The following is a 21,873-nucleotide window of genomic DNA, read 5'->3' on the forward strand; positions in this document are numbered from 1 at the left end:
GTGCTTGACACTGGGATGGCTTTGTTGCATCGCTAGCTATGATAGATTAAAGATAAAAAAGATAGGGAATATCAGTAGCTTATTATTCTGGTATTTATAACAAGAACGGTCAATGAATACCTAAATTTGAGTAAAAGAAATTTCACTACCATTTACCAATCCGGCTAAAGTTCAAGAATTTCAATGCTTTAGCTATTTTCAATAGAATTAAATTTATTAATATAAATAACAAATTACTATTCTTAAATTTGATCAGATTGATTGCAAAAAAACAAGATTTTCAATAGGTTGCTTATAATCCTAACTATAGTTAGCCTTTCATAAGTAGCGATGCAACAAAGCCCACTGGGATCCAGGAAACTTAATTGCAAGTAATGCATTGGGTTTGGTGAGTATGGGTTTTGCGTTATAGAATGAAACACTTTTGGTGAATTTGTAAAGAAAACTGGATCCCAGTGTCAAGCACTGGGATGACACCGTCTTGGATGGAAAACTGGATTCCAGTGTCAAGTGCTGGAATGACATCCTCTCTAAGTAGCCTCCTTCTCCTGTTATCCCAGTGCGTGACACTGGGATCTCATTTTACTTTATGATGATGTCATGAAAGTAGCTGACATTGGGATCCAGAAGACTTAATTTCAACCAAATAATAAAGGCTAGATCCCAGTGTCACGCACTGGGATGACAAAAAAAGGAGCACTGGAATGACACCATCTTGGATGGAAATAACGTCACGCGCTGGAATGACAAAGAAGAGTGGGCTTTCATATGGTTATGCAAGAGGTTTACTGAATGCAACCTAACTTCTCACACACACATTTTACCACATGATCAGCGTTGATATTAAAATGCTCATAAAGTGTTTTATAAGGTGCTGATTCTCCGAAGCTTTTCATGCCAATAAATATACCGTTTGAACCTATGTATTTATGCCAACCCATTTCACTTCCGGCTTCAATTGCAACTTTAATGCTGTCATTATTTAATATTGCCGCTTTATATTCATCGCTTTGCTCGTCAAAAAGCCTCCAGCATGGCATAGAAACAATCCTTGTACCTATACCCTTTTCCTGCAATTTCTCCCTTGCTTCAACTGCAATTTCAACCTCGGACCCCGTAGCAAATATCGTCACTTTTAATTCTTTTGAACATTCACACAAAATATATGCACCAAACTTCGATAAATTAGCAGATTGATCGATATCAGAGTAGAACTTGCGCATGTAACTTACGTTTTGCCTTGAGAGCGCAAACAGTGCTGGAGATTCTTTCTTTTCGAGTGCAATGCTAACACACTCCAGAGTTTCAACTGCATCGGCTGGCCTAAAAACATATAGATTTGGTATAGCACGCAAAGAGGCTAAATGCTCTATTGGCTGATGAGTCGGGCCATCTTCTCCCACTCCAATTGAGTCGTGAGTCATGACATACATAACCTGCTGCTTCATCAGAGCTGAAAGACGTATAGCAGGACGACAATAGTCGGAAAATACCAAAAAAGTGCCGCCATAAGGAAGAATCGCGCCGTGAAGTGCCATACCATTCATACATGCTGCCATAGCGTGCTCTCTCACTCCATAGTGGACATAAGAGCCACTATAATTATTGCTATTTATTACCTGCATGTGCTCATATTTAGTGCAATTTGACCCGGTAAGATCAGCAGAACCGCCGATTAATTCCGGCATAGACTCAGTTAAAAGTTCCATTACTCTGCCGAAAGAAGATCGAGTAGCTTCGTTTGGCATTAGCTCACATATTTGTTTCTTCAGGTCAGCTAAAACACCAGCGATATTATCTGGTAGATGTTTATCTAACCGTCTTTGAAGTTCTGCATGATACCCTGTCATCCCAGCATTCTCTTCTGTCATCCCAGTACTCTCTCTTGTCATCCCAGTGCTTGACACTGGGATCCATTCTTTTTCTTCTTTCCTGGATTCCAGCGTCACGCGCTGGAATGACATCGTGTAGTTTTGTTTTGCTCTCTCAACAGTTTTCTTCCAGGCATTTTTCACATCTTCTGGTACATGGAATGGTTCATAATTCCAGTTTAATTTCTCTCTCATCTGTTTTATGTCTTCCTCCGAAAAAGCACCACTGTGAGCAGAGGATGTGCCAGCACGGCTTGAAAATTTTCCGATAATAGTTTTGCAGCAGATCATTGTAGGTTTATCAGACTTTTTTGCTTGCTCTATTGCAAGGGATATGGCATCAAAATCATGGCCATCAATTTTGTCAACATTCCATCCATACGCTAAGAAGCGTTTCTCTACATCGTCAGAACAGGAAAGGCAAGTAGCGCCATCTATAGAAATATCATTATCATCAAAAAGAGCTATAAGCTTATTCAATTTAAGATGCCCAGCAAGTGATGCTGCTTCATGGCTTATTCCTTCCATAAGACAGCCATCCCCTAGCATCACATAAGTGTAGTGATTGATTCTAAACTGCTTTTCAAGTATCGATTCAGCAAGTGCCATGCCAACAGCAGCGGCAAACCCCTGACCGAGCGGGCCTGTTGTTGCCTCTACCCCGGAAGTCAAGCCGAACTCTGGATGACCTGGGGTCTTGGATCCCATTTGTCTGAAGTTTTTTAGCTCATCTACGCTAATATAACCTGTCAAATATAATATTGAGTATAGTAACATTGACCCATGACCGTTTGATAAAACAAAGCGATCTCTATTGAACCATTTAGAATCATCAGGATTATGATTCAGATATTTAGCAAACAAAACAGTTGCAACATCTGCCATGCCAAGTGGCATACCTGGGTGTCCAGAGTTTGCTTTTTGTACTGCATCAATTGATAAAAAACGGATGGCGTTTGCCATAGATTTTAAATGTGAATGATTCATGTGTTAATAGAAAAACTTAAAAATGAAGTATAAAAGATTATATCAGCAAAAACAAGTTGACACTGAGTGCTAAAATCCTTAATAATCTAAAGTTAAATCGTGAGAGTTTTTATATGACAACTGTTATCACTAGAAAGTATAGGATTAGCCGTAGACTTGGTGTAAATTTATGGGGTAGAGCTAAAGACCCAGTAAACAAAAGGAAATACCCTCCAGGTCAACATGGTATTCTTGGATTCAAGAAGTTATCCGACTTTGGTAAGCAGTTTGCTGCGCATAAGAAATTTAAGTTTTACTACGCGATTTCAAGTAAGCAGCTCAGACGTACATTTTTAGATGCTTATAACAGAAAGGGTTATACGGCTGATAATTTTATCGGTATCTTAGAATCGAGATTAAGTTCTGTTTTATACCACTCTGGTCTTGTTCCAACAATTTACTCAGCAAAGCAGCTCATATCTCACAAGCACGTTACAGTTAATGATAAGGTGGTTAACATATCGAGTTATCGAGTGAAGCCAGGTGATATAATAAAAATAAGAGAAAGGGCAGCAAAAATCCCTGTAGTAGTAGAGGCTGAACAAAAACAAGAGCGCAAGGCTCCGGATTATTTAGAAGCAGATAGTAAAGAGCATTCAGTGAAGTATTTGAGGTCACCTCAATATTCTGAGGTTCCTTATTCAGCAGACATGGAAGTCAATTTAGTAGTAGAGTTTTACTCTAGATAGATAAAAAAAGCCCGTGTGGCGGAATCGGTAGACGCAGCGGACTTAAAATCCGTGGGTTTTGCGACCTTGGGAGTTCAAGTCTCCCCATGGGCACCAATTTAACTTAGCAGATAAATACAAAAAAGTATGAAATGGCTTGATATAGAAGATATTGTGGAAGCTCTGGAGGAAAAATTTCCAAATGAGAATATAATTAGTATCAGATTCACTGAGCTTAAAAAAAAGGTCTTGAGTTTAGAGGAATTTGATGATGATGAAAAACGCTGTAACGAAAAAATACTCGAAGCTATTCAAGCAGCTTGGATTGAGGAAAGATTAACCGCATAGCAATAAACCATACGCAAACGTGATTTCTATTACAATTTGCATATTGATTATGCTATTTTTTGGATCTAGCCTGGCAAGTTAATAATAATTTAACCAATTGCAATTAAAACAGCTATAAGGTTAATTATGAGGCAAAACAAAAATTTTTGAATGGAACGATCTTGACAAGTGCTACGTTGAGATAAGTTTTGCATAAAAATACTGCTTTTACGGTGTGAGGCCAGAGGGTAGAGCCTTTGTAAAGCAGTTAGAAGGTTGTCATCTAAGTAGCGTGACCAGAGCTAGATTCCGCGAACACGCCGCGGAATGACGACTATGCAATATGCGTTGCGGAGTGACGATTATGGTCATACCGTCACGGTATCTCACAAACATGTAGCAGTAATGACAAAATCTCAAGTTATATGTATACTTTTATATTATCTACCTACTAAAAAAACAGAAAAATGCTCAAACGTAGCGGTCCAAAAAAATTAAAGTCTATAATTGAAAACTATGCATTAAAATGCATGAAAAATAAGATTAGTAAAAATGAAATACGTCTTATTTTAAACTGGCGAAATATAGTAGGGAAAGAAATAGCAGAGTGTACAAAACCGAAAAAGATCTCATATGCACAGAATATAAATTCGGGTGTGTTGCATCTGGTAGTAACAAATGGCAGCAAAGCATTGGAAATTCAGCATATGATTTCTCTTATAATAGAAAAAATTACGATATTTTTTGGTTATAAAGCAGTATATGGTATAAAAATTAAGCAAGAGAGTATTGACTATTTGACTATATAAGGTAATCTAAGTACATAGAATAATTTGGTATATTGAAGTGAGTAGAGTTTGTGAATTAACAAATAGAAAAAAATCTTTTGGTAATAAGGTATCACATTCGAATCGTAAAACAAAGCGTACCTTTCTTTTAAATTTACATAAGGTTACGTTGACAAGTGATATATTGAATAAAAAGTTTAGATTTCGTGTGGCAACAAGAACTTTGAGAACTATAGATTACAAAGGTGATTTAGATGCTTTTTTGCTTAACACAAGAACAATTAAACTAAGTGAGAAAGCGCAGAAGATAAAAAGAAGGTTGAAAAAAGTTTTAGTAAAGCAAGAGGTAGAGTTAGCAGTTTCAGATGCATAGCAAACCTCAATGGCTCAGAGCAAAAGCTCCGACCGGTGAAGTATTCAATGAAACCTTAAACATCGTTAAACTGCATAACTTGCATACAGTGTGCGAAGAGGCTGCATGTCCAAACATTGGTGAATGTTGGAATAAACGTCATGCTACTGTGATGATTCTCGGTTCTGTTTGCACTCGTGCTTGTGCATTTTGCAACGTTGCAACTGGCATTCCTGATAAACTAGACCCTCATGAACCAGAAAATTTAGCAAAAGCAATAAAAAAGTTAAACTTAAAACATGTTGTCATTACTTCTGTTGATCGTGATGATTTACCAGATGGTGGCGCAAATCAGTTTATACAGTGCATAGAAGAAATTAGAAAGATAACTTCAGAAACAACAATAGAGATTTTAACTCCTGATTTTTTAAATAAGAAAGGAGCATTTGAAGCAATCGCTGTTGCATCACCTGATGTCTATAACCACAATATTGAAACAGTGCCGAGATTGTATGCAAAAATAAGACCACGAGCTCGCTATTTTCATTCACTATATTTACTGAAGATGGTAAAGCAGATTAATCCTAAAGTTTTCACAAAGTCAGGGCTTATGGTTGGTCTTGGAGAAACAAAAGAGGAAATACTGCAGGTTATGGACGATTTGCGCAGTGCTGAGGTTGATTTTATTACAATTGGTCAATATCTACAACCAACTCCAAAACATGCAAAACTTGATAGGTATGTTACCCCAGAAGAGTTTGAGCATTATAAATACATTGCTTACTCCAAAGGTTTCTTAGTGGTTGCATCAAGCCCACTAACTCGGTCATCATACCACGCTGAAGAAGATTTTAACAGGCTCAAGGCCTGTCGTTGACATTTGTGTTAATTCAAATTAATTTTTACTAATTATAAAGGAGTTTTTACGTAATGTCTACTATAAAAATCGAGAAGAAATCACAATTAGTTAAAGAGGTATTCGATTCCGTGGCAAGTCGCTACGACACCATGAATGATATAATGAGCCTCGGAATGCACAGATTATGGAAAGATAAGATGGTAAATAGTGTGCATTTTACAAAAAACTCTAAGGTTTTAGATGTTGCTGGAGGAACTGGAGATATAGCAATAAGAATAGTAAGAAAAGAGCCAAGTGCTAAGGTTACAGTATGCGATATAAATCAAAATATGCTAAGCAGAGGACGTGATAAAGCTATAAATTCAAACCAAATTAATTTTGATTGGGTATGTGCAAGTGCAGAAAGTTTACCATTTGAAGACTCCGAATTTGATTATTGCACAATAGCTTTTGGCATTCGAAATGTTTCTGACCGCAAGAAGGCTTTAAATGAGGCGCACAGGGTATTAAAACCACATGGAAAATTTATCTGCTTAGAATTTGCCCCTATGCACTATCAAAATGAGATATTTACCAAACTTTATGACTTATATTCATTTAAAGTAATTCCTAAAATTGGCAGCATAGTTGCTAAAGACAAGAGTTCTTATGAATATTTAGTGAAGAGCATCAGAGAATTTCCAACTCAGGCTGATTTTAAAATGGAAATTGAAGAGGTAGGCTTTAAGAATGTTGAGTTTCATAATATGAGCTATGGAATAGTGGCATTACACATTGGAACAAAATGAATATTAAACTCTGGTATAGAACGCTGGATTATTATCTCATCCTTCCAGTGTTTTTTTTGCTCACTATAAGCTTCATTCTTGTTTATTCAGCAAGCCCTGTAATTGCGCAGCGTCTTTCTTTACCACAAGATTATTTTATACGGCGTCACACAATTTATATAGTCCTGTCACTAATTACCTTGGTGACATTTTCTTTTCTCAACACAAGAACTATACTTAACCTCTCATTCGCAGGTTTCGCTTTATTTACTATTCTAGTAGCAACTGCGATAATACTTGGTATAGAGGTAAAAGGTGCGAAACGATGGTTACATATTGTCAAAATTTCAGTTCAACCATCTGAGTTCGTAAGGCCATTTTTTTCTGTTGTTATAGCTAGTATCTTGGCCAGCGAAATGAAGTTTAAAATACACATATCAATCATAATATTTCTGTTAGTTTTTGTGTTGTTACTTTTGCAACCTGATTTCAGTATGTCTATGCTTTTAACATATTCTTTTATTGGTCAAATGTTTATTGCATGTATACCACTTTTATACTTTCTATGCATAATAGGAATGGCCACAACTGGAACTACAATAGCTTACTTATGCCTCCCACATATAAAGCAAAGGATTTACAATTTTGTCTTTTTTACGCAACGCGATAACTTTCAAGTCACAAAATCATTAGAAGCATTCAAAAGAGGTCAATTAACTGGAGTTGGACCTGGTGAAGGTAGCGTAAAAGCCTCTCTTCCTGATTGTCATACAGATTTTGTGTTTTCTGTTTTAGCAGAAGAATTTGGTTTGATTACGTGCTTAGCCACATTGATGTTATTTGGTATCATTTCCGCCCGCTTGCTTTACGTTGCATATAGGGAAAATGAATTATTTAATCTGTTAGTGATTCTCGGTATCTCAATGCAATTCATCACACAATTCATAATAAACATAGGGGTAACATTGAGTGTTTTTCCAACCACCGGCATAACCTTGCCGTTACTTAGCTATGGTGGTTCTTCTCTTTTATCTTCGAGCATCGCACTTGGCATAATGCTGTCTTTCAGTAGAAACCAAGCTATCGCATTAAAGTTTCGTGAGCGTGTTATGCTTGGAAGGTATATGGACTAAACTTGTACCGCTCACAACTATTATTGGTATCCCTCCAAAATGGGTATCTGTTCAGATGAGTGGCAAAATAAGGTAGACGAGAAAAGCAACTATAGGAACAAATGGGTGTCATGCAAGTAGCTGACACTGGTATCCAGTCCTTTTGCACAGTTCCATCAAAAACGTTGTAAAGCGCTTTCGTGTTTACCAACTTAGTGCCCAATCTGGATCCCAGACTGGGATGACAAAAAAAGGAGCACTGGAATTTTTGTTTCAGCATTAGCCATGCATCTGAACAGATACCAGAAAATATTCCACTGACATGCTGAACAACAAATACATCACTATGTCGTTTATCGCAAAAACTTATATTTTTCGTAACCATTCACACTTAATTCTGCAATTCTTTGATCTCACTCATGGAAAGGCCAGTACACTTGACAATAGTGTTGACATCAACATTATTAGCCAGCATTTCTTTTGCAACTTCAATTTCCCTTTCTTTTCTACCTTCCTCTTTAGCAAGATCAAGTCTGTATTCAAGAATGGCTTCTTCTTTGCGCAGATCCATTATTCTTTCTTCATAAGCTATTAGATCTTTTTCATTCCAGTGAAACTTATCTAATTCATCATATGCTAGCTTTATTATTGGTGATTTTTCCGCAATTTTTCTGAGATCTTCGTCCGTTGTTTCATCTGCATATTTGAAAAAAAATAGCCAACGGTCTACTACACTTTCTAGTTGTTCTTCTCTACTCTTAGGAAATTTTGGCAGCTCTATGAAGATAAATTGAAAATCTTTTAAGTCATGCTCATTGGTTTTTTCATCTCTTATGGTATGGCTAGATATATAGTCAAGCTTATCAGGGAATAAGGTACAATTTGAAATCGCGATAAAGAAAATCTTCTTTAAATCAACGTATTTACCAGATTTATCAGCTTGTCTTGAGTAAGCCTTAGCAGCATAAAGTTGTGCGCGTTTTTCAAAGCCTTTATCACGAGCGAGCTGCATCTCAATTATATACCTGTTCCCACTAGAATCTCTGCAAAGAACATCAACAATGCTTTGTTTATCAGAAGCAATTTCAGGGTCCATAATGGTGCTTAAGAATTCTACTTCTTGTATAGTGTTGACTTCAGTACATCCTAAAATATCGTTTAAAAAATGGATAAGAATATTCTTATTTTTTTCAGTGCCAAAGATTTTCTTAAATGTTAAATCTAACTTTGGATCGAGAAATTTAGAAAGAGCCATAGTAAAAATACTGAGAAAAGATTAATAATTATACACTATTATTAACAACTATTCAACCATATTTTTAAGTATAGCTATACCGCCGCGGCGCTAACACGTAGCGGGATGACGAGGTTATCGTCATTCCACCACGAACCGTCATACCGCCGCGGCGCTAACAAGAGATCCCGCTAACACGTAGCGGGATGACGAGCTTATCGTCACGCCGCCACGAACCGTCACACCGCCGTGGTATCTTTAGATCCCGCTAACACGTAGTGGGATGACGAGCTTATCGTCACGCCGCCACGAACCGTCATACCGCCGCGGTATCTCTTAACATAGATCCCTTACTTAACCGTCATACCTTAACATAGATCCCGCTAACACGTAGCGGGATGACGGTTGTCGTTTAGCCATAAATATTAAGAAATTTACCAAACGAAAAAAAAGGCAAAAGAAGCCCTGGGGTTATTATCTGCTTTAAAATATTGGCGTTTTTTATGTTTTAAACGCTTGACAAGCAAGATTTAGCTGCTTTTAATTGCAACTAACCTACGCTGCAAATGTTTAAGAAATTTACTAAGCAGAAAAAAAGACAAAGAATCCCCGAGTTAGCTAGTCTTTTACTATCTCTGTCGAGTATTGGCATTTTTTGATGTCTTGTAACGCTTTATAAGCGCGTTCAGCTTATTTAGATAAAAATCTAGATGTAGATGAAGTTTTGTAAAGACATACAGTATCTATATACTGCAAAAAATTGAACATAAGACGCCGATACATTAAGTAATCCTTACCTTTTAATCTGCAGATTGGCGAAAGCAAATACAATAGCTTCAGTTTCATGATAAGGGGGCTGGCGGAGTTTGTCAAGCAAGTTTTTCGTTTCTGCGGGCTACTACCCTTTCTTGGTGGACTAAAATCACAACAGCTGCAGAACCTAAATTGCTTCATACTACACCTTTCCCCTTTCCCCTGAAACTAAAATCTATATACTTAACTTTAGAAACTTTAAAATAAGATGCGATCTAATATTAGGCAGTTATTTTACTATATAAAGCCTAATCTATCCTATTTTGTCATAGCTTTTATTGCAGTTTTATTTTCAGCCTTAACGATCCTCCTCTTTGGCAGAGGCTTAAGCAATATAATTGATTCTGGCACAGAGCACGATTTTACTACCAAACTATTAGTTGCAATACTTATAGTTTTAGCCATTTCTCTCACTGCATTTACTCGGTTATATTTCATTGGCATTGGCAGCGAGAAAGTTATCGCAAGGATCAGATATGACTTATATAGCAGTATCACTAACTTGCAACCAAGTTTCTTTGAGAACACAGGCGTACAAGATGTTATCTCAGCGTTAATTACTGATACCTCTGTGCTGCAATCAATAATAAACAGCAGCTTACTAACCATATTACGAAATTTTGTGATTCTGATTGGCAGTGTTGCTATGTTATTATATACAAATATACAACTAACTGCGTATGCAGCCGCAATAATACCTATACTACTCATTATCATGACCTCACTTGGAAAAAAAGTGCGTAGCTATGCACGCTTTGCTCAGGATAAATTAAGTGAGCTTGCGTCATTTAGTGAGGAAAATTTTAGATCTATAGTGACTATCAAATCGTTTGTACTCGAGGAAAACGAAAAAATCCGTTTTAAGGAACATTTAAACTCAGTATCAAAATCATACGTAAAATTAGTACTCTTGCGTGCTATTTTAGTAACTCTAGTTATCACGTGTGTGATAGGTTCACTAGTTGTTTTGCTCTTTTTTGGTATTAAAGAAGTCTTAAGCAATAATATAACTATTGGAAAACTCTCCTCATTTGTGTTTTATTCAGCGCTCGCAGCAGGAGCTATAAATAATTTGAGCGATAATATCAGTGATTTACAACGAGGTCTTGGAATAGTAGAGCGTTTATTTGAATTTAAAAATATGAAAAGCTCTATAGCAGATCCCGATGATCCTATAAAAATTTGTAGTGTTCAAAAGGGAATTTCGTTTAATGGTGTAACATTTTTTTATGCTGATAAGCCAGCATTAGATAACGTATCATTTTCTATAGAGGCAGGTCAAGCAGTATCAATTGTTGGACCATCTGGCAGTGGTAAAAGCACCATTTTAAAGCTTCTGCTCCGTTTTCATGATCCAAACAAAGGTAGCATTACTATCGATGGGCACAATATTAAGTCAATTGCGCTAAATGACCTCAGATCGTTGTTTGGCTTAGTGCCACAAGATCACATGATATTTTCTTGCTCAATAATGGAAAATATACTATATGGCAAACCAGGTGCCGAATATGAGGAAGTGAAGCAAGCAGCCATCAGCGCTTATGCGATGGAATTTATTGATAAGCTGCCTGATAATTTTGATACATTTGTAGGAAAAAGAGGATTAAAACTTTCTGAAGGACAAAAACAACGTATTGTAATAGCAAGGGCCATACTCAACAATCCTCAGGTTTTAATACTGGATGAAGCAACCTCTGCCCTTGATTACAAAAGTGAGAACCTCGTGCAAAAAGCATTGAGCAAGTTAATGCAAAACAGAACAACAATCGTAATTACACACAGGCTATCAACCGCACTCAAGACTGACAAGATTATAGTAATTAATCATGGAAAAGTAGAAGAAGTAGGCACTCATGACTCTCTAATAAGTAAAGACGGGCTATATGCAAAACTGGCGAAGATACAGTGGAATTGAAAGAAAATTTAAATCATACCGTTAGTTGATATGCTAGATTTATAATTAAAATTATTAAATTTTTAATTTTATTATTTTATAATGGTTCCATAGTTATCCGGAAATTTCGTGATCTGTAGTTTCTTTCATTCACGTTATATTCATAGCTTGTTCTATCTTAATGTAATTCCAATTTTGACTGTATAGGAGGTCTCTATGTTAAAACATAACTATAGTGATAAAATCAATAATCGCTATTCATATACTAACAAATTTTCTTATAGTGATGAGGGTGTAGACGAGACGATCAAGGATAAAATCACAACTGAAGATCAGGTAGTAACTGATGATGTTGAAGAGCCTGATGCTGGTAATGATGGTTACAGCGAAGGTATGGCTTTCTCTTACCATGGTTACGGCAACGACTTAATATAAACTCTGATCCAGGAAGATAAAATAGTTAAGATAAACCTTCAACTAGTCCCACTTATTCACTATACTGCTATAGATTTTATAGCAATATAGTGAATGAACATTTTTAAGCAGATTTCTTCTCTAATCTTTAGTAAATTGAATGAGTTGAAACAAAGGGGTGTTATAAGCACAAGTGCAGCAAACTTTATCATAGAGCCTCCAAGCAATAGAGTCCATGGAGACATTTACACAAATGTTGCTATGGTGCTTGCAAAGCATGAAAAGAAGAATCCCATTGAAATTGCAGAGGTTTTAGCCAAAGAATTTGAACTTTTTGATGAAGTTGCAAAAGTGGAAATAGCAGGCTCTGGTTTCATCAACATGCACTTAAAAATAGAAGTGTGGCATGGAATTTTAAAACAAATAAATGAGCTAAAAACAGAGTTTGGCACCCTAGATATAGGGAACAATCAGGCCATTAATGTTGAATTTGTATCTGCAAATCCAACTGGTCCACTGCATATTGGTCATGCAAGAGGGGCAGTATTTGGTGACGTTCTGGCAAATTTATTGAAAAAAGTTGGTTATAAAGTTACTAAGGAATACTATATTAATGATGCTGGAGCGCAGATAGATACGCTAATTCGGTCAGTATATTTGCGGTATAAGGAAGCTCTGGGAGAAAAAATCAGCATCGAAAAAGGTTTATACCCAGGTGAATATTTAAAACCAATAGGGACTGGGCTGGCCAAAAAATATGGCGCAGAGCTTCTAGAAAAGCAAGATAATCAAGTGATTAGAGACTATACTTTAAGTTCTATCTTAGAAATCATAAAGGAAGACATGAACTTACTTGGAGTAAATCATGATGTTTTTACTTCAGAGTATGAGCTACAAAAAAGTGGCAAAATTGAAGAGAGTATAAAGATATTGTCTGACAAGGGTCTAGTGTATGAAGGGTACCTGGAGAAACCAAAAGGCAAAGAAAGCGAAAATTGGACTTCCAGAAAAGAGATGCTATTTCGCTCTACAAAATTTGGTGATGACGTTGACCGTGCATTGAAGAAAGAGGACGGCAGTTGGACTTATTTTGCCTCGGATATCGCTTACCATTTTGATAAGATATCGCGTGGTTTTAACAATATGATCGTAGAGCTTGGTAGTGACCACGGCGGTTATGTCAAAAGACTCAAAGCAGTCGTCTCTGCGCTCAGTGATGATCAAGCAAAAATAGAGGTAAAACTGCATAATATTGTGAATTTTTTCGAGAACGGCAAACCTGTTAAGATGTCCAAAAGATCAGGAAACTTCCTAACAGCAAGAGATGTAGTGGAAGAAGTTGGCAGGGACATAACTCGTTTTATAATGCTAACACGCAAGAATGATATGGTCTTGGACTTTGATTTTGCTAAAGTTAAAGAACAGTCAAAAGACAACCCTATTTTTTACGTGCAATATGCGCATGCTCGTGCTCATTCGTTAATGCGTAATGCTCCAAAAGAGCTCCCAACAGCAGATCCTTCACTTTTAAGGACAGGTGGAGAGCTCTTCCTCATAAAAACCTTAGCAAAGTGGCCAGATGTGGTAGAAATTGCAGCAAGGCTTTGTGAGCCACACAGAATTACTTTCTACTTACTTGAAGTTGCAGAAGCGTTTCACGTTTTATGGGGGTATGGCAAGAGTGATTTAAACATGCGTTTCATACTGGAAGACAACTTAAACCTCACCGCTGCAAGAATGTTTCTCGTGCAGGCCTTAGCACACGTCATCGCTTCTGGACTTTCTATCTTCAATATAGAGCCTTTGGAAGAGATGAGTTGATTTTTTTATGCAAGATTGTTTTTTCAACGAATAGAGAAGTTGACAAAATTAAGTAAAAATGTTATAGTTTATAGTAGTATTTTCTGGTTAATATATGGCTCACAGTCAAAAAAAGCTCAATGTTAATGTAAGTTTTGACAGTAAATTGGCTCAGTATCTTACAGAAATGGCAGAGACTCAAAATAAAACTATTCCTGAAGTTTTAGTAGATTTAGTGGAAGAAGAGTTCGAAGAAGATGTAGAGCTATCCAAAATAGCTGACGATCGCCTCTCTGAAGGTGAAGAAGAAGTAGAGGATGATGAAAACATCTGGAAATAAAACTTACACTATAAAATTCTTAAAAAATGTTATTGAAAAAGAAATTCCAGCTCTTCCGGCAAAGATTAAATTAATGGTTCAGGAGGCCATAAAGAAACGCCTTACAGTTGATCCTTTTAATCTAGGAAAGCCTTTATGTCATAGCTTTAGAGGGCAATATAGGATAAGGGTTAGCAACTACCGTATAATTTACATCATAAATCATTCAGAACGTAAAGTACTTATTACTGCAGTGGGGTATAGAAAAAACATTTACAAACACAGAAGATTACACAATTAAAAATATAAGAAAGATCTCACCGCTGCAACTTGTCCAAGCCTTAGAACCTGTCTTGAAAGGAGTTAAGCAGCTAATTTAGTAAGCATAGAAGTAATCATATTAAATAAGATATTGTTTTTTGAAGTAAGAGGAGAATGCTCGTAATCCTTGCTCATGCGTCTAAAATTGGAAAGCCAAGCAAAGGTTCGTTCTACAATCCAACGTTTAGGAATAACCTGAAATCCTGTATCAACCAATTTCTTGGTAATCGTTAGCAAACATCCAGTTTCCAACAAACATCGATTTTGTAATTTACCTTTGTATCCTTGATCAGCAAAAAACTTACGTAATGTTGGAGCTTTGCATTTAGCTTGAATAAAAAGATTGGTAGCACCATCACGATCCTGAATGCTTGCGCTGTGTACCTCTGCAGTAATTACAAGACCTAGTGTATCTACAATAATATGGCGTTTTCTACCCTTTATTTTTTTACCGGCATCATATCCTCTTGATCCCCTTTTTGAGTCGTTTTCACTGATTGACTGTCAATTATACCTACTGAAGGTGTTTCATTTTTACCAACCATTTTTCTTACCTCTTTTACTAGCATGTCATGTATTTTTTTCAATTTTCCATTATTACGCCACCTGATAAAATAGTCATACACCGTTTTCCATGGGGGAAAATCCTTTGGTAGCATTCTCCACTGGCAACCACCCCTCATTATATACCTTATTGCATTAATAATTGTTCTGATGTTATGTTTTCTTGGTCGTCCTATCGCTCCTTGTGCAACATAGGGCTCTAAAATTTCCCATTCCTTGTCACTTATATCACTTGGATACAATTTACCCTCCTATTTTTTGCTTACCTCATCATACTCTTTTCTTTATTCCCTTTCAAGACAGGTTCTTAGCACACGTCATTGCTTCTGGACTTTCTATCTTTAATATAGAGCCGTTAGAAGAAATGAGTTGATTTTTTTTTGTTACAATATGTAATGATCAAAATATTATTCAAAGTAGGGTAAAGTTATGACGATCAGTTTTAGGGAGTATTCAACTGTATTCACTGAAGTTGCGGAACAGACAGATTTAAATGGAAATAACATAATTGAAAGAATAAAAGGGCATTAGCATAGATCCCGCTAACAAGCAGCGGGATGACGGTTGTCAGGGTGTCAGGCTAGTACCTTCTCTTGTCATCCCAGTGCCCAGACACTGGGATCCAGAAAAGTTTGCTTGTGAACAAGCAAACTAGCATGGAAAGTGGTTACAACATTTTCGATGAGATTATATGGAAAACTGTATTCCAGTGTCAAGCACTGGAATACATCACAGGGGCACTGGAATGACACCCTTTACGGGCTCTTAAATTGCAACTATAAATGTTTAAGAAATTTACCAAATGAAAAAAAAGGCAAAAGAAGCCCCATGGTGGTTGGCTATTTACTATGTACTAAAATATCGGCGTTTTTTTTATTCTAAAACGCTTGATTAAGAGCGATTTAGCTGCTTTTAACTTGCAACTAACCTACACCGCAAGTGTTTAAGAAATTTACTAAGCAGGAAAAAAGGCAAAGAAACCCCGTAGTAGCTAGCATTCAAATTCTCCCTTGTCAATTTGACGTTTTTTGCTGTCTTAAACGCTTTGTAAGCGCGTTTCGGCTTATATAGGTAAAAACCCAGAAATTTTTAAAGACATGCGATGCACGTAGTGCGAAAAATTAAACATGAGACGCCAAATACCCTAAGTTTTTTGTCATTAACCTGCACAGATTGCGAAGATAAATAAATAGCTTCAGTTTCATGATAAGGGGGTTGGCGAAGGGTGTCAAGTAATTCCGTTCCTTATGGGTAAAAAAAGAGAAACTCTAAGTTGCAGCCGCACAATGTTTCTCTTTTCTGCTGTTGATGATTATTTCGCCTATTGTAACTGCCGCTAGAATAAAGCAATAATATACCTGTGTTAATAAAGAAATAGGTGATACAGAGGCGATGCTACCTGCTAGCAATAGTTGGGAACCATAAGGTAAGATACCTTTTGTAGCACAAGCAAAAACATCTAATAAGTATGCGCTGCGATGTGGCGCAATACTGTGTTTTTGTGCAAGCCTTTTTGCAATGCCACCACTTAGTAAAATAGCAATGGTATTATTGGCAACTAAGGTAGTAAACATAGACGCAATTCCTGCTATCACAAATTCAGCTTTAGTTTTTGTGATATTGCTTTCATCGATGAGTTTATGCAACGCTTTTTGACCTTGCTTGTACATTATATGGCTCAATCCACCGATAAATAGAGCAAATATCACTATTTCGTTTACTTTTTTGAAACCGTCATACACGTCATGAGGAAATTGAATGATAGCATAGTCAAAAAAAGTTATTCCTAGCACACCAGCAATAATTATGTTTATAGTTATTGTTACTAAAGTGGCGACTTCAAGCAGCCCCATGATTATTAAAGAAATGTAAGGAATAATTTTTATTATAGAATAATAATCTAAATTTGATATAGAAATAATTTTTGTACTATTTGAGGCAACTGCTAGGTAGATGAGTGTTATAATGCTGGCAATAAGTGCAACTTTAGAGTTCATTTTAAGTTTATCTTTTGCTGAAGCTTCCTGTGAAGAAACAGATGCAATGGTGGTATCAGATATCATCGAAAGGTTATCGCCAAACACGGCACCACCTACTACAGTTGCAGTTCCTATTTCGAGACCAAAAGCTCCACTTTTTGCCAGATTAACAGCTATAGGTACCATCAGCGCAACAACTCCCATAGATGTGCCAATTGCAGTTGAAATAAAAGCAGAAGCCAAAAATACTCCAGGCAGCAGTAATCTTGCTGGAAGGAAATTAAGAATTAAATTAGCAACAGTGTCTGCGCTACCGATTGATTGAGTCACCGCAGAAAATGCTCCAGAAAATAAAAAAATTAAACACATAGTAAGGGTGTTTTTGTCACCCATGCCCTTGATAACAGTATCGATGTTATGCTGAATTTTATTTGTACCACGTGAGACAGCAAAAAATAGTGCTGGTAATAAGCAGATTACTGGTGAAACCTGATGAAGTGGATTATCAGTTCCGATAAAAGAAAAATAAGCACCACTTCCAAGATACAAGATTAAAAAAATAATCAAGGGGACAAAAGCTGTCATTTTACTGTACCTAAACTTATAACTATAACTAATTAAGTGGTTTTAAGCAAGTTTGGTTTTCACTAGTTCTACAGGAAGTCAATAGCAGAGTTTTAAACTTCATATTTAATCTACTAAATAAATAGCACATGTAGCTTATTGCTTGACAATAGGATCTAATTGTTGTCTAGATTCCAGCATCACGCGCACAACTGTACGAACATTTGTTTGCGAAGAAATGTTATAGCTGGTTTTGCCTCAAACACAAAGATGTCATCCGAGTAGCTGACTACTTGGATCCAGAAAATTTTGCTGCGAGTAAGCAAATTTGTTTGGTGAGCATAGAAAGTGGAATGTGTAAGCGCAGCCTCAACAGGTTGTCATCCAAGTAGCTGACTACTTGGATCCAGATTGGATACTGAGTTGGTGAGTATAAAAGTATAGCTAACGCGAGCTCTACGTCATACCGCCGCAGAATAATTAACCGTCATACCGCGATTCATTCGCAGTATCCCTTCGCGGTATCCCTTAGCCGCTAACAAGCAGCGGGATGACGAGCTTATCGTCATGCCACCGCGAACCGTCATACCGCGATTCATTCGCGGTATCTCTAGATCCCGCTAACAAGCAGCGGGATGACGGTTGTCGTTTAGCCATAAACATTAAGGAATTTACCAAATGAAAAAAAAGGCAAAAGAAGCCCCGTGGTGGTTGGCTATTTACTATGTACTAAAATATCGGCGTTTTTTTTATTCTAAAACGCTTGATTAAGAGCGATTTAGCTGCTTTTAACTTGCAACTAACCTACACCGCAAGTGTTTAAGAAATTTACTAAGCAGGAAAAAAGGCAAAGAAACCCCGTAGTAGCTAGCATTCAAATTCTCCCTTGTCAATTTGACGTTTTTTGCTGTCTTAAACGCTTTGTAAGCGCGTTTCGGCTTATATAGGTAAAAACCTAAAAATTTTTAAAGACATGCGATGCACGTAGTGCGAAAAATTAAACATGAGACGCCAAATACCCTAAGTTTTTTGTCATTAACCTGCACAGATTGCGAAGATAAATAAATAGCTTCAGTTTTATGATAAGGGAGCTGGCGAAACTTGTCAAGGAAGTTTTTCGTTTCTAACGGTTGTTGCCAAAAACTATACAAGAAGTCTATTGAAATTACGTATATCAATCGTTGTAAAATCACACAATTGCTCTGTAGAGCTATGCCCTGTAATAATTACTATACCATTTTGCTCAGAGCGTATTGAGATTAGGTTCAGCACTAATTCACACGTTGCACTATCAAGATTACAAAATGGTTCATCTATCAGCCAAACGTTTGCATTAGAAATCAAGAGGCGAGCAAGCGCAACTCTCCTTTTCCAGCCTGCAGAAAGTTCGCCATATCTAATATTAAGTACAGGTTGCAACTGCAAGCAACAAATAGCTGCCACAATCAATTCTCTAGTATTTCGTATTCCTGCCCAGAATTCTACGTTTTGAGCAACAGTTAAGCTATCTTTACAGGCATTCTTATGGCCTATATAGACCATAGAAGATATATAGGATTTTGGATCATCATATATATCTTTTCCGCAGTGCCTTATATTGCCTGATACCGGCGGTAAAAGTCCAGATAAACTTCTAATTAAGCTGGTTTTACCACTACCATTTGGACCAGTGATTAGAATCTTTGATTTTAGCTCAGCTTTAAAACTGAGATTCTTAAATAGTACCTTATTATTACGAGTGCAGGATAAATTTTCACATTCAAGCATGGATTATCTGCCCTTTCCCTTATGTTTACCTTGAGTTGAAGCCTGAGCTTTTACAAACAGCTCCCAAAATCCTTTCTGTCCGCCTTCTCTATGTATCAATTGTGCAAAACGCTGCATTAAACCATTACCCATCATAACCATCTTTGTCCATTTACCTACCGGTTTTGCTATGTCAACTATTTCTGGATCTTCTTTATAAACTTGCACATCTTTTTGTTTCTCGCGTAGCGTTTCTTGTTGTTTCATCAACTCTTTTTGCTTATTTTTTTGATATAATTCATTGAATTTTCTGTCTTCTTCCCACTCTTCTTTAAAAACTTTTCTAGGAAATATGATTTTTCTAATGCGATTTTTGTATATTTTTCTCAAAAAGAGAAATACTGCAGCTACAGCAAGTAATGTTACGCTATATAATATGATCTGTGTAAGTGGCATTTCCTGTATCTAATTCATTAAAAATACCCTTACTATTATACCATAATTATAGAAATTGTGCAATTTTTTTGCGGGTAAAGACAATATAAAAGCAGTACTGCTCTATTTCGAAAATTGCGCAAATATCTGACGAACGGGCTTGTATGTAATAAGGTTTATTTCTATACTTCTTAAAGAATTTAGAAGTAAAACAAATATGAACTGCTATAAAACTCATACGTGCAATGAACTGAGGAAGAACGACGTAGAAAAGGAAGTTACCCTTTCTGGATGGTTATATCGTAAGCGCGACCATGGTAACCTAATTTTTGTTGATTTAAGAGACTTCTACGGAATCACTCAGCTAGTATTTAATAATGACAAAGACTTTTTTGATGAGATATCAAATTTAAAATTGGAGAGTGTAATTACTGTTACAGGAATAGTTGAAGCTAGAACTGAAGATACGGTAAACAGCTCTATTTCTACCGGAGAAATCGAGGTGATAGTCAACAATTTGCGCGTTGAGTCGGAAGTTGAGTTCCACTTTGATGAAGAAATAGCAAAAGAAGAAAGAAGTATATTGGCAAGCATTACCGGCGAGCAAGAATACCCAGAAAACATGAGATTTAAATATCGATTTCTTGACTTAAGACGTGAAAAAGTCCGCAACAATATTATTTTGCGCTCACAAATTATTGCAGAGCTCCGCAAGCTCATGATAGAGCGAGGATTTTTAGAGATTCAAACTCCAATACTCACTGCTTCCTCTCCTGAAGGAGCACGCGACTACCTAGTGCCAAGCAGGCTAAATCCTGGCAAGTTCTATGCATTGCCACAAGCTCCGCAGATTTTCAAACAGTTGCTCATGGTTTCAGGGTTTGATAAATATTTCCAAATTGCACCGTGTTTTCGTGATGAAGACGCAAGGGCTGACCGTTCTCCGGGAGAGTTTTATCAGCTAGATCTTGAAATGTCTTTTGTAACTCAAGAAGACATCTTTCAGATTATTGAGTCTACCTTATATAGAGTGTTTGCTAAATTTTCTCGTAAGTCTGTTGATAAAGATTTTCCACGTATTACATATAAAGAAGCAATGCTTAAATATGGTTCTGATAAGCCAGATCTGCGCAATCCACTATTAATCAGCGATGTTACAGAAATTTTTCGTGATTCAGGGTTCAATATTTTCAAAAGCAATATTGAGCGTGGTATGGTAGTGAGAGCCATCCCTGCACCTAAAACAGCAGAGGAACCACGCAGCTTCTTTGATAAAAAGATAGAACATGCGCAAAAAGAATTCGGTGCTAAGGGTCTCGGATATATAACGTTTGATAAAGATGGAACTGCGAAAGGCCCAATTGCTAAATTTCTTGATGAAAATAGGCTAAACCACATAAGAGAAGCAACAAACATAGAGCCAGGAGATAGTGTATTTTTTGCTTCTGACAAAGAGAATGAGGCGGCAAACATTGCAGGAAAAGTACGCACTCTTTTAGGGTCAGAACTCAGTCTTATAGATGATAATATCTTCAAGTTTTGTTGGATCATTGATTTTCCATATTTTGTATATGATGATAAAAGTAAAAAAATCGATTTCTTTCATAACCCATTCTCCATGCCACACGGTGGTCTGAAAGATTTAGAGGACAAAAATCCACTGGATATCCTTGCTTACCAATATGATCTTGTTTGCAATGGAATAGAACTGTCAAGTGGGGCGATTCGTAATAACAAACTGGATATCATGTATAAAGCTTTTGCCATTGCAGGTTATAGCCGGGGAGAAGTTGATACAAGATTCGGTGCACTTGTACGTGCATTCAGATTTGGTGTTCCTCCTCATGGTGGAATAGCACCAGGAGTTGATAGAATAGTTATGCTGCTTGCTGATGAGCCAAATATTCGTGAAGTAATCTGTTTTCCTATGAACCAGCAAGGTGAAGATGTTCTAATGGGTGCTCCTTCCAAGGTGGAGGATAAGCATTTACGTGAATTATCCTTGAAGGTTATTGAATGA

Annotated in this window: 22 protein-coding genes and 1 tRNA gene; 16 read left to right on the plus strand and 7 right to left on the minus strand. The window is 36.8% G+C overall.

What is annotated here, in order from left to right:
* Nucleotides 1-318 precede the first annotated feature (318 nt).
* Both ACICPZ_RS06540 and tkt read right to left on the minus strand, forming a co-directional pair.
* Complete coding sequence (locus tag ACICPZ_RS06540) at nucleotides 319-570, minus strand: hypothetical protein (protein WP_264373793.1); 252 nt, start codon at nucleotides 568-570, stop codon at nucleotides 319-321.
* A 215-nt stretch (nucleotides 571-785) separates the two neighbouring features.
* Complete coding sequence (gene tkt, locus ACICPZ_RS05290; RefSeq protein ID WP_264373794.1) at nucleotides 786-2,858, minus strand: transketolase; 2,073 nt, start codon at nucleotides 2,856-2,858, stop codon at nucleotides 786-788.
* Between the two features lie 113 nt (nucleotides 2,859-2,971).
* On the opposite strand from tkt, the gene rpsD reads away from it, so the two are divergent.
* The 8 genes from rpsD (at nucleotide 2,972) to ACICPZ_RS05330 (ending at nucleotide 7,791) form a co-directional block, all read left to right on the plus strand.
* Nucleotides 2,972-3,586 carry a 30S ribosomal protein S4 gene (gene rpsD, locus ACICPZ_RS05295; RefSeq protein ID WP_010962555.1) on the plus strand — a complete coding sequence of 205 codons (615 nt, stop codon included), beginning with the start codon at nucleotides 2,972-2,974 and terminating at the stop codon, nucleotides 3,584-3,586.
* 9 nt (nucleotides 3,587-3,595) lie between these two features.
* Nucleotides 3,596-3,682 (plus strand) — tRNA-Leu (locus tag ACICPZ_RS05300).
* A gap of 30 nt (nucleotides 3,683-3,712) precedes the next feature.
* Nucleotides 3,713-3,913: a Fe-S cluster assembly protein IscX gene (iscX, locus tag ACICPZ_RS05305; RefSeq protein ID WP_007552114.1), complete on the plus strand. Its 201-nt coding sequence runs from the start codon at nucleotides 3,713-3,715 to the stop codon at nucleotides 3,911-3,913.
* 446 nt (nucleotides 3,914-4,359) lie between these two features.
* Nucleotides 4,360-4,701, plus strand: a complete 342-nt coding sequence (locus ACICPZ_RS05310) for a DUF721 domain-containing protein (protein WP_010082513.1) — start codon at nucleotides 4,360-4,362, stop codon at nucleotides 4,699-4,701.
* 37 nt (nucleotides 4,702-4,738) lie between these two features.
* Nucleotides 4,739-5,053, plus strand: a complete 315-nt coding sequence (rpmB, locus tag ACICPZ_RS05315; RefSeq protein ID WP_006279619.1) for a 50S ribosomal protein L28 — start codon at nucleotides 4,739-4,741, stop codon at nucleotides 5,051-5,053.
* Nucleotides 5,046-5,909, plus strand: coding sequence for a lipoyl synthase (gene lipA, locus ACICPZ_RS05320; protein ID WP_010082514.1), 864 nt, complete (start codon nucleotides 5,046-5,048; stop codon nucleotides 5,907-5,909). The genes rpmB and lipA overlap by 8 nt, the downstream gene beginning before the upstream one ends.
* A 53-nt stretch (nucleotides 5,910-5,962) precedes the next feature.
* Complete coding sequence (gene ubiE / locus ACICPZ_RS05325) at nucleotides 5,963-6,679, plus strand: bifunctional demethylmenaquinone methyltransferase/2-methoxy-6-polyprenyl-1,4-benzoquinol methylase UbiE (RefSeq protein ID WP_264373795.1); 717 nt, start codon at nucleotides 5,963-5,965, stop codon at nucleotides 6,677-6,679.
* The gene (locus ACICPZ_RS05330) at nucleotides 6,676-7,791 is read left to right on the plus strand and encodes an FtsW/RodA/SpoVE family cell cycle protein (protein ID WP_264373796.1); all 1,116 of its coding nucleotides are present in this window, start codon (nucleotides 6,676-6,678) and stop codon (nucleotides 7,789-7,791) included. The genes ubiE and ACICPZ_RS05330 overlap by 4 nt, the downstream gene beginning before the upstream one ends.
* A gap of 370 nt (nucleotides 7,792-8,161) precedes the next feature.
* On the opposite strand, the gene ACICPZ_RS05340 is transcribed toward ACICPZ_RS05330, so the two are convergent.
* The gene (locus ACICPZ_RS05340) at nucleotides 8,162-9,025 is read right to left on the minus strand and encodes an Rpn family recombination-promoting nuclease/putative transposase (RefSeq protein WP_264373797.1); all 864 of its coding nucleotides are present in this window, start codon (nucleotides 9,023-9,025) and stop codon (nucleotides 8,162-8,164) included.
* Between the two features lie 1,000 nt (nucleotides 9,026-10,025).
* Between ACICPZ_RS05340 and ACICPZ_RS05345 the strand changes: the two genes are divergently transcribed.
* The 5 genes from ACICPZ_RS05345 (at nucleotide 10,026) to ACICPZ_RS05365 (ending at nucleotide 14,545) form a co-directional block, all read left to right on the plus strand.
* Entirely contained in the window at nucleotides 10,026-11,732 is a 1,707-nt protein-coding gene (locus ACICPZ_RS05345) for an ABC transporter ATP-binding protein (RefSeq protein ID WP_264373798.1), read from the plus strand.
* Between the two features lie 195 nt (nucleotides 11,733-11,927).
* Complete coding sequence (locus ACICPZ_RS05350; protein ID WP_010962563.1) at nucleotides 11,928-12,146, plus strand: hypothetical protein; 219 nt, start codon at nucleotides 11,928-11,930, stop codon at nucleotides 12,144-12,146.
* A gap of 93 nt (nucleotides 12,147-12,239) precedes the next feature.
* Nucleotides 12,240-13,946 (plus strand): arginine--tRNA ligase, encoded by a 1,707-nt coding sequence (argS, locus tag ACICPZ_RS05355; RefSeq protein WP_010962564.1) that lies wholly within the window; start codon nucleotides 12,240-12,242, stop codon nucleotides 13,944-13,946.
* 94 nt (nucleotides 13,947-14,040) lie between these two features.
* Entirely contained in the window at nucleotides 14,041-14,265 is a 225-nt protein-coding gene (locus tag ACICPZ_RS05360) for a hypothetical protein (protein ID WP_010962565.1), read from the plus strand.
* Nucleotides 14,246-14,545, plus strand: a complete 300-nt coding sequence (locus ACICPZ_RS05365) for a type II toxin-antitoxin system RelE family toxin (RefSeq protein WP_010962566.1) — start codon at nucleotides 14,246-14,248, stop codon at nucleotides 14,543-14,545. The genes ACICPZ_RS05360 and ACICPZ_RS05365 overlap by 20 nt, the downstream gene beginning before the upstream one ends.
* Before the next feature lie 62 nt (nucleotides 14,546-14,607).
* On the opposite strand, the gene ACICPZ_RS05370 is transcribed toward ACICPZ_RS05365, so the two are convergent.
* Nucleotides 14,608-15,371 (minus strand): IS5 family transposase gene (locus tag ACICPZ_RS05370; protein WP_156518237.1). Its coding sequence is split into 2 segments (ribosomal slippage): nucleotides 14,608-15,017 and nucleotides 15,017-15,371, totalling 765 coding nucleotides; the frame shifts between segments, so codons are not numbered across the junction.
* A gap of 351 nt (nucleotides 15,372-15,722) precedes the next feature.
* Between ACICPZ_RS05370 and ACICPZ_RS05375 the strand changes: the two genes are divergently transcribed.
* Nucleotides 15,723-15,878, plus strand: coding sequence for a hypothetical protein (locus ACICPZ_RS05375; RefSeq protein WP_167513690.1), 156 nt, complete (start codon nucleotides 15,723-15,725; stop codon nucleotides 15,876-15,878).
* 519 nt (nucleotides 15,879-16,397) lie between these two features.
* On the opposite strand, the gene ACICPZ_RS05380 is transcribed toward ACICPZ_RS05375, so the two are convergent.
* Nucleotides 16,398-17,693 carry a Na+/H+ antiporter NhaC family protein gene (locus ACICPZ_RS05380; RefSeq protein WP_006280467.1) on the minus strand — a complete coding sequence of 432 codons (1,296 nt, stop codon included), beginning with the start codon at nucleotides 17,691-17,693 and terminating at the stop codon, nucleotides 16,398-16,400.
* Nucleotides 17,694-17,896: 203 nt separating this feature from the next.
* Here ACICPZ_RS05380 and ACICPZ_RS05385 point away from each other — a divergent pair, with 203 nt between their 5' ends.
* Entirely contained in the window at nucleotides 17,897-18,064 is a 168-nt protein-coding gene (locus ACICPZ_RS05385; protein ID WP_155975180.1) for a hypothetical protein, read from the plus strand.
* Between the two features lie 751 nt (nucleotides 18,065-18,815).
* Here the strand turns inward: ACICPZ_RS05385 and ccmA are convergent.
* Together ccmA and ACICPZ_RS05395 are read right to left on the minus strand one after the other, a co-directional pair.
* Nucleotides 18,816-19,439, minus strand: a complete 624-nt coding sequence (gene ccmA / locus ACICPZ_RS05390) for a heme ABC exporter ATP-binding protein CcmA (protein ID WP_007548816.1) — start codon at nucleotides 19,437-19,439, stop codon at nucleotides 18,816-18,818.
* Nucleotides 19,440-19,442: 3 nt separating this feature from the next.
* Entirely contained in the window at nucleotides 19,443-19,874 is a 432-nt protein-coding gene (locus ACICPZ_RS05395; protein WP_174515653.1) for a hypothetical protein, read from the minus strand.
* Between the two features lie 196 nt (nucleotides 19,875-20,070).
* Between ACICPZ_RS05395 and aspS the strand changes: the two genes are divergently transcribed.
* Entirely contained in the window at nucleotides 20,071-21,873 is a 1,803-nt protein-coding gene (aspS, locus tag ACICPZ_RS05400) for an aspartate--tRNA ligase (protein WP_007548818.1), read from the plus strand.

This window comes from Wolbachia endosymbiont (group A) of Melitta haemorrhoidalis, assembly GCF_964273365.1.
GTDB classification, from domain to species: domain Bacteria; phylum Pseudomonadota; class Alphaproteobacteria; order Rickettsiales; family Anaplasmataceae; genus Wolbachia; species Wolbachia pipientis.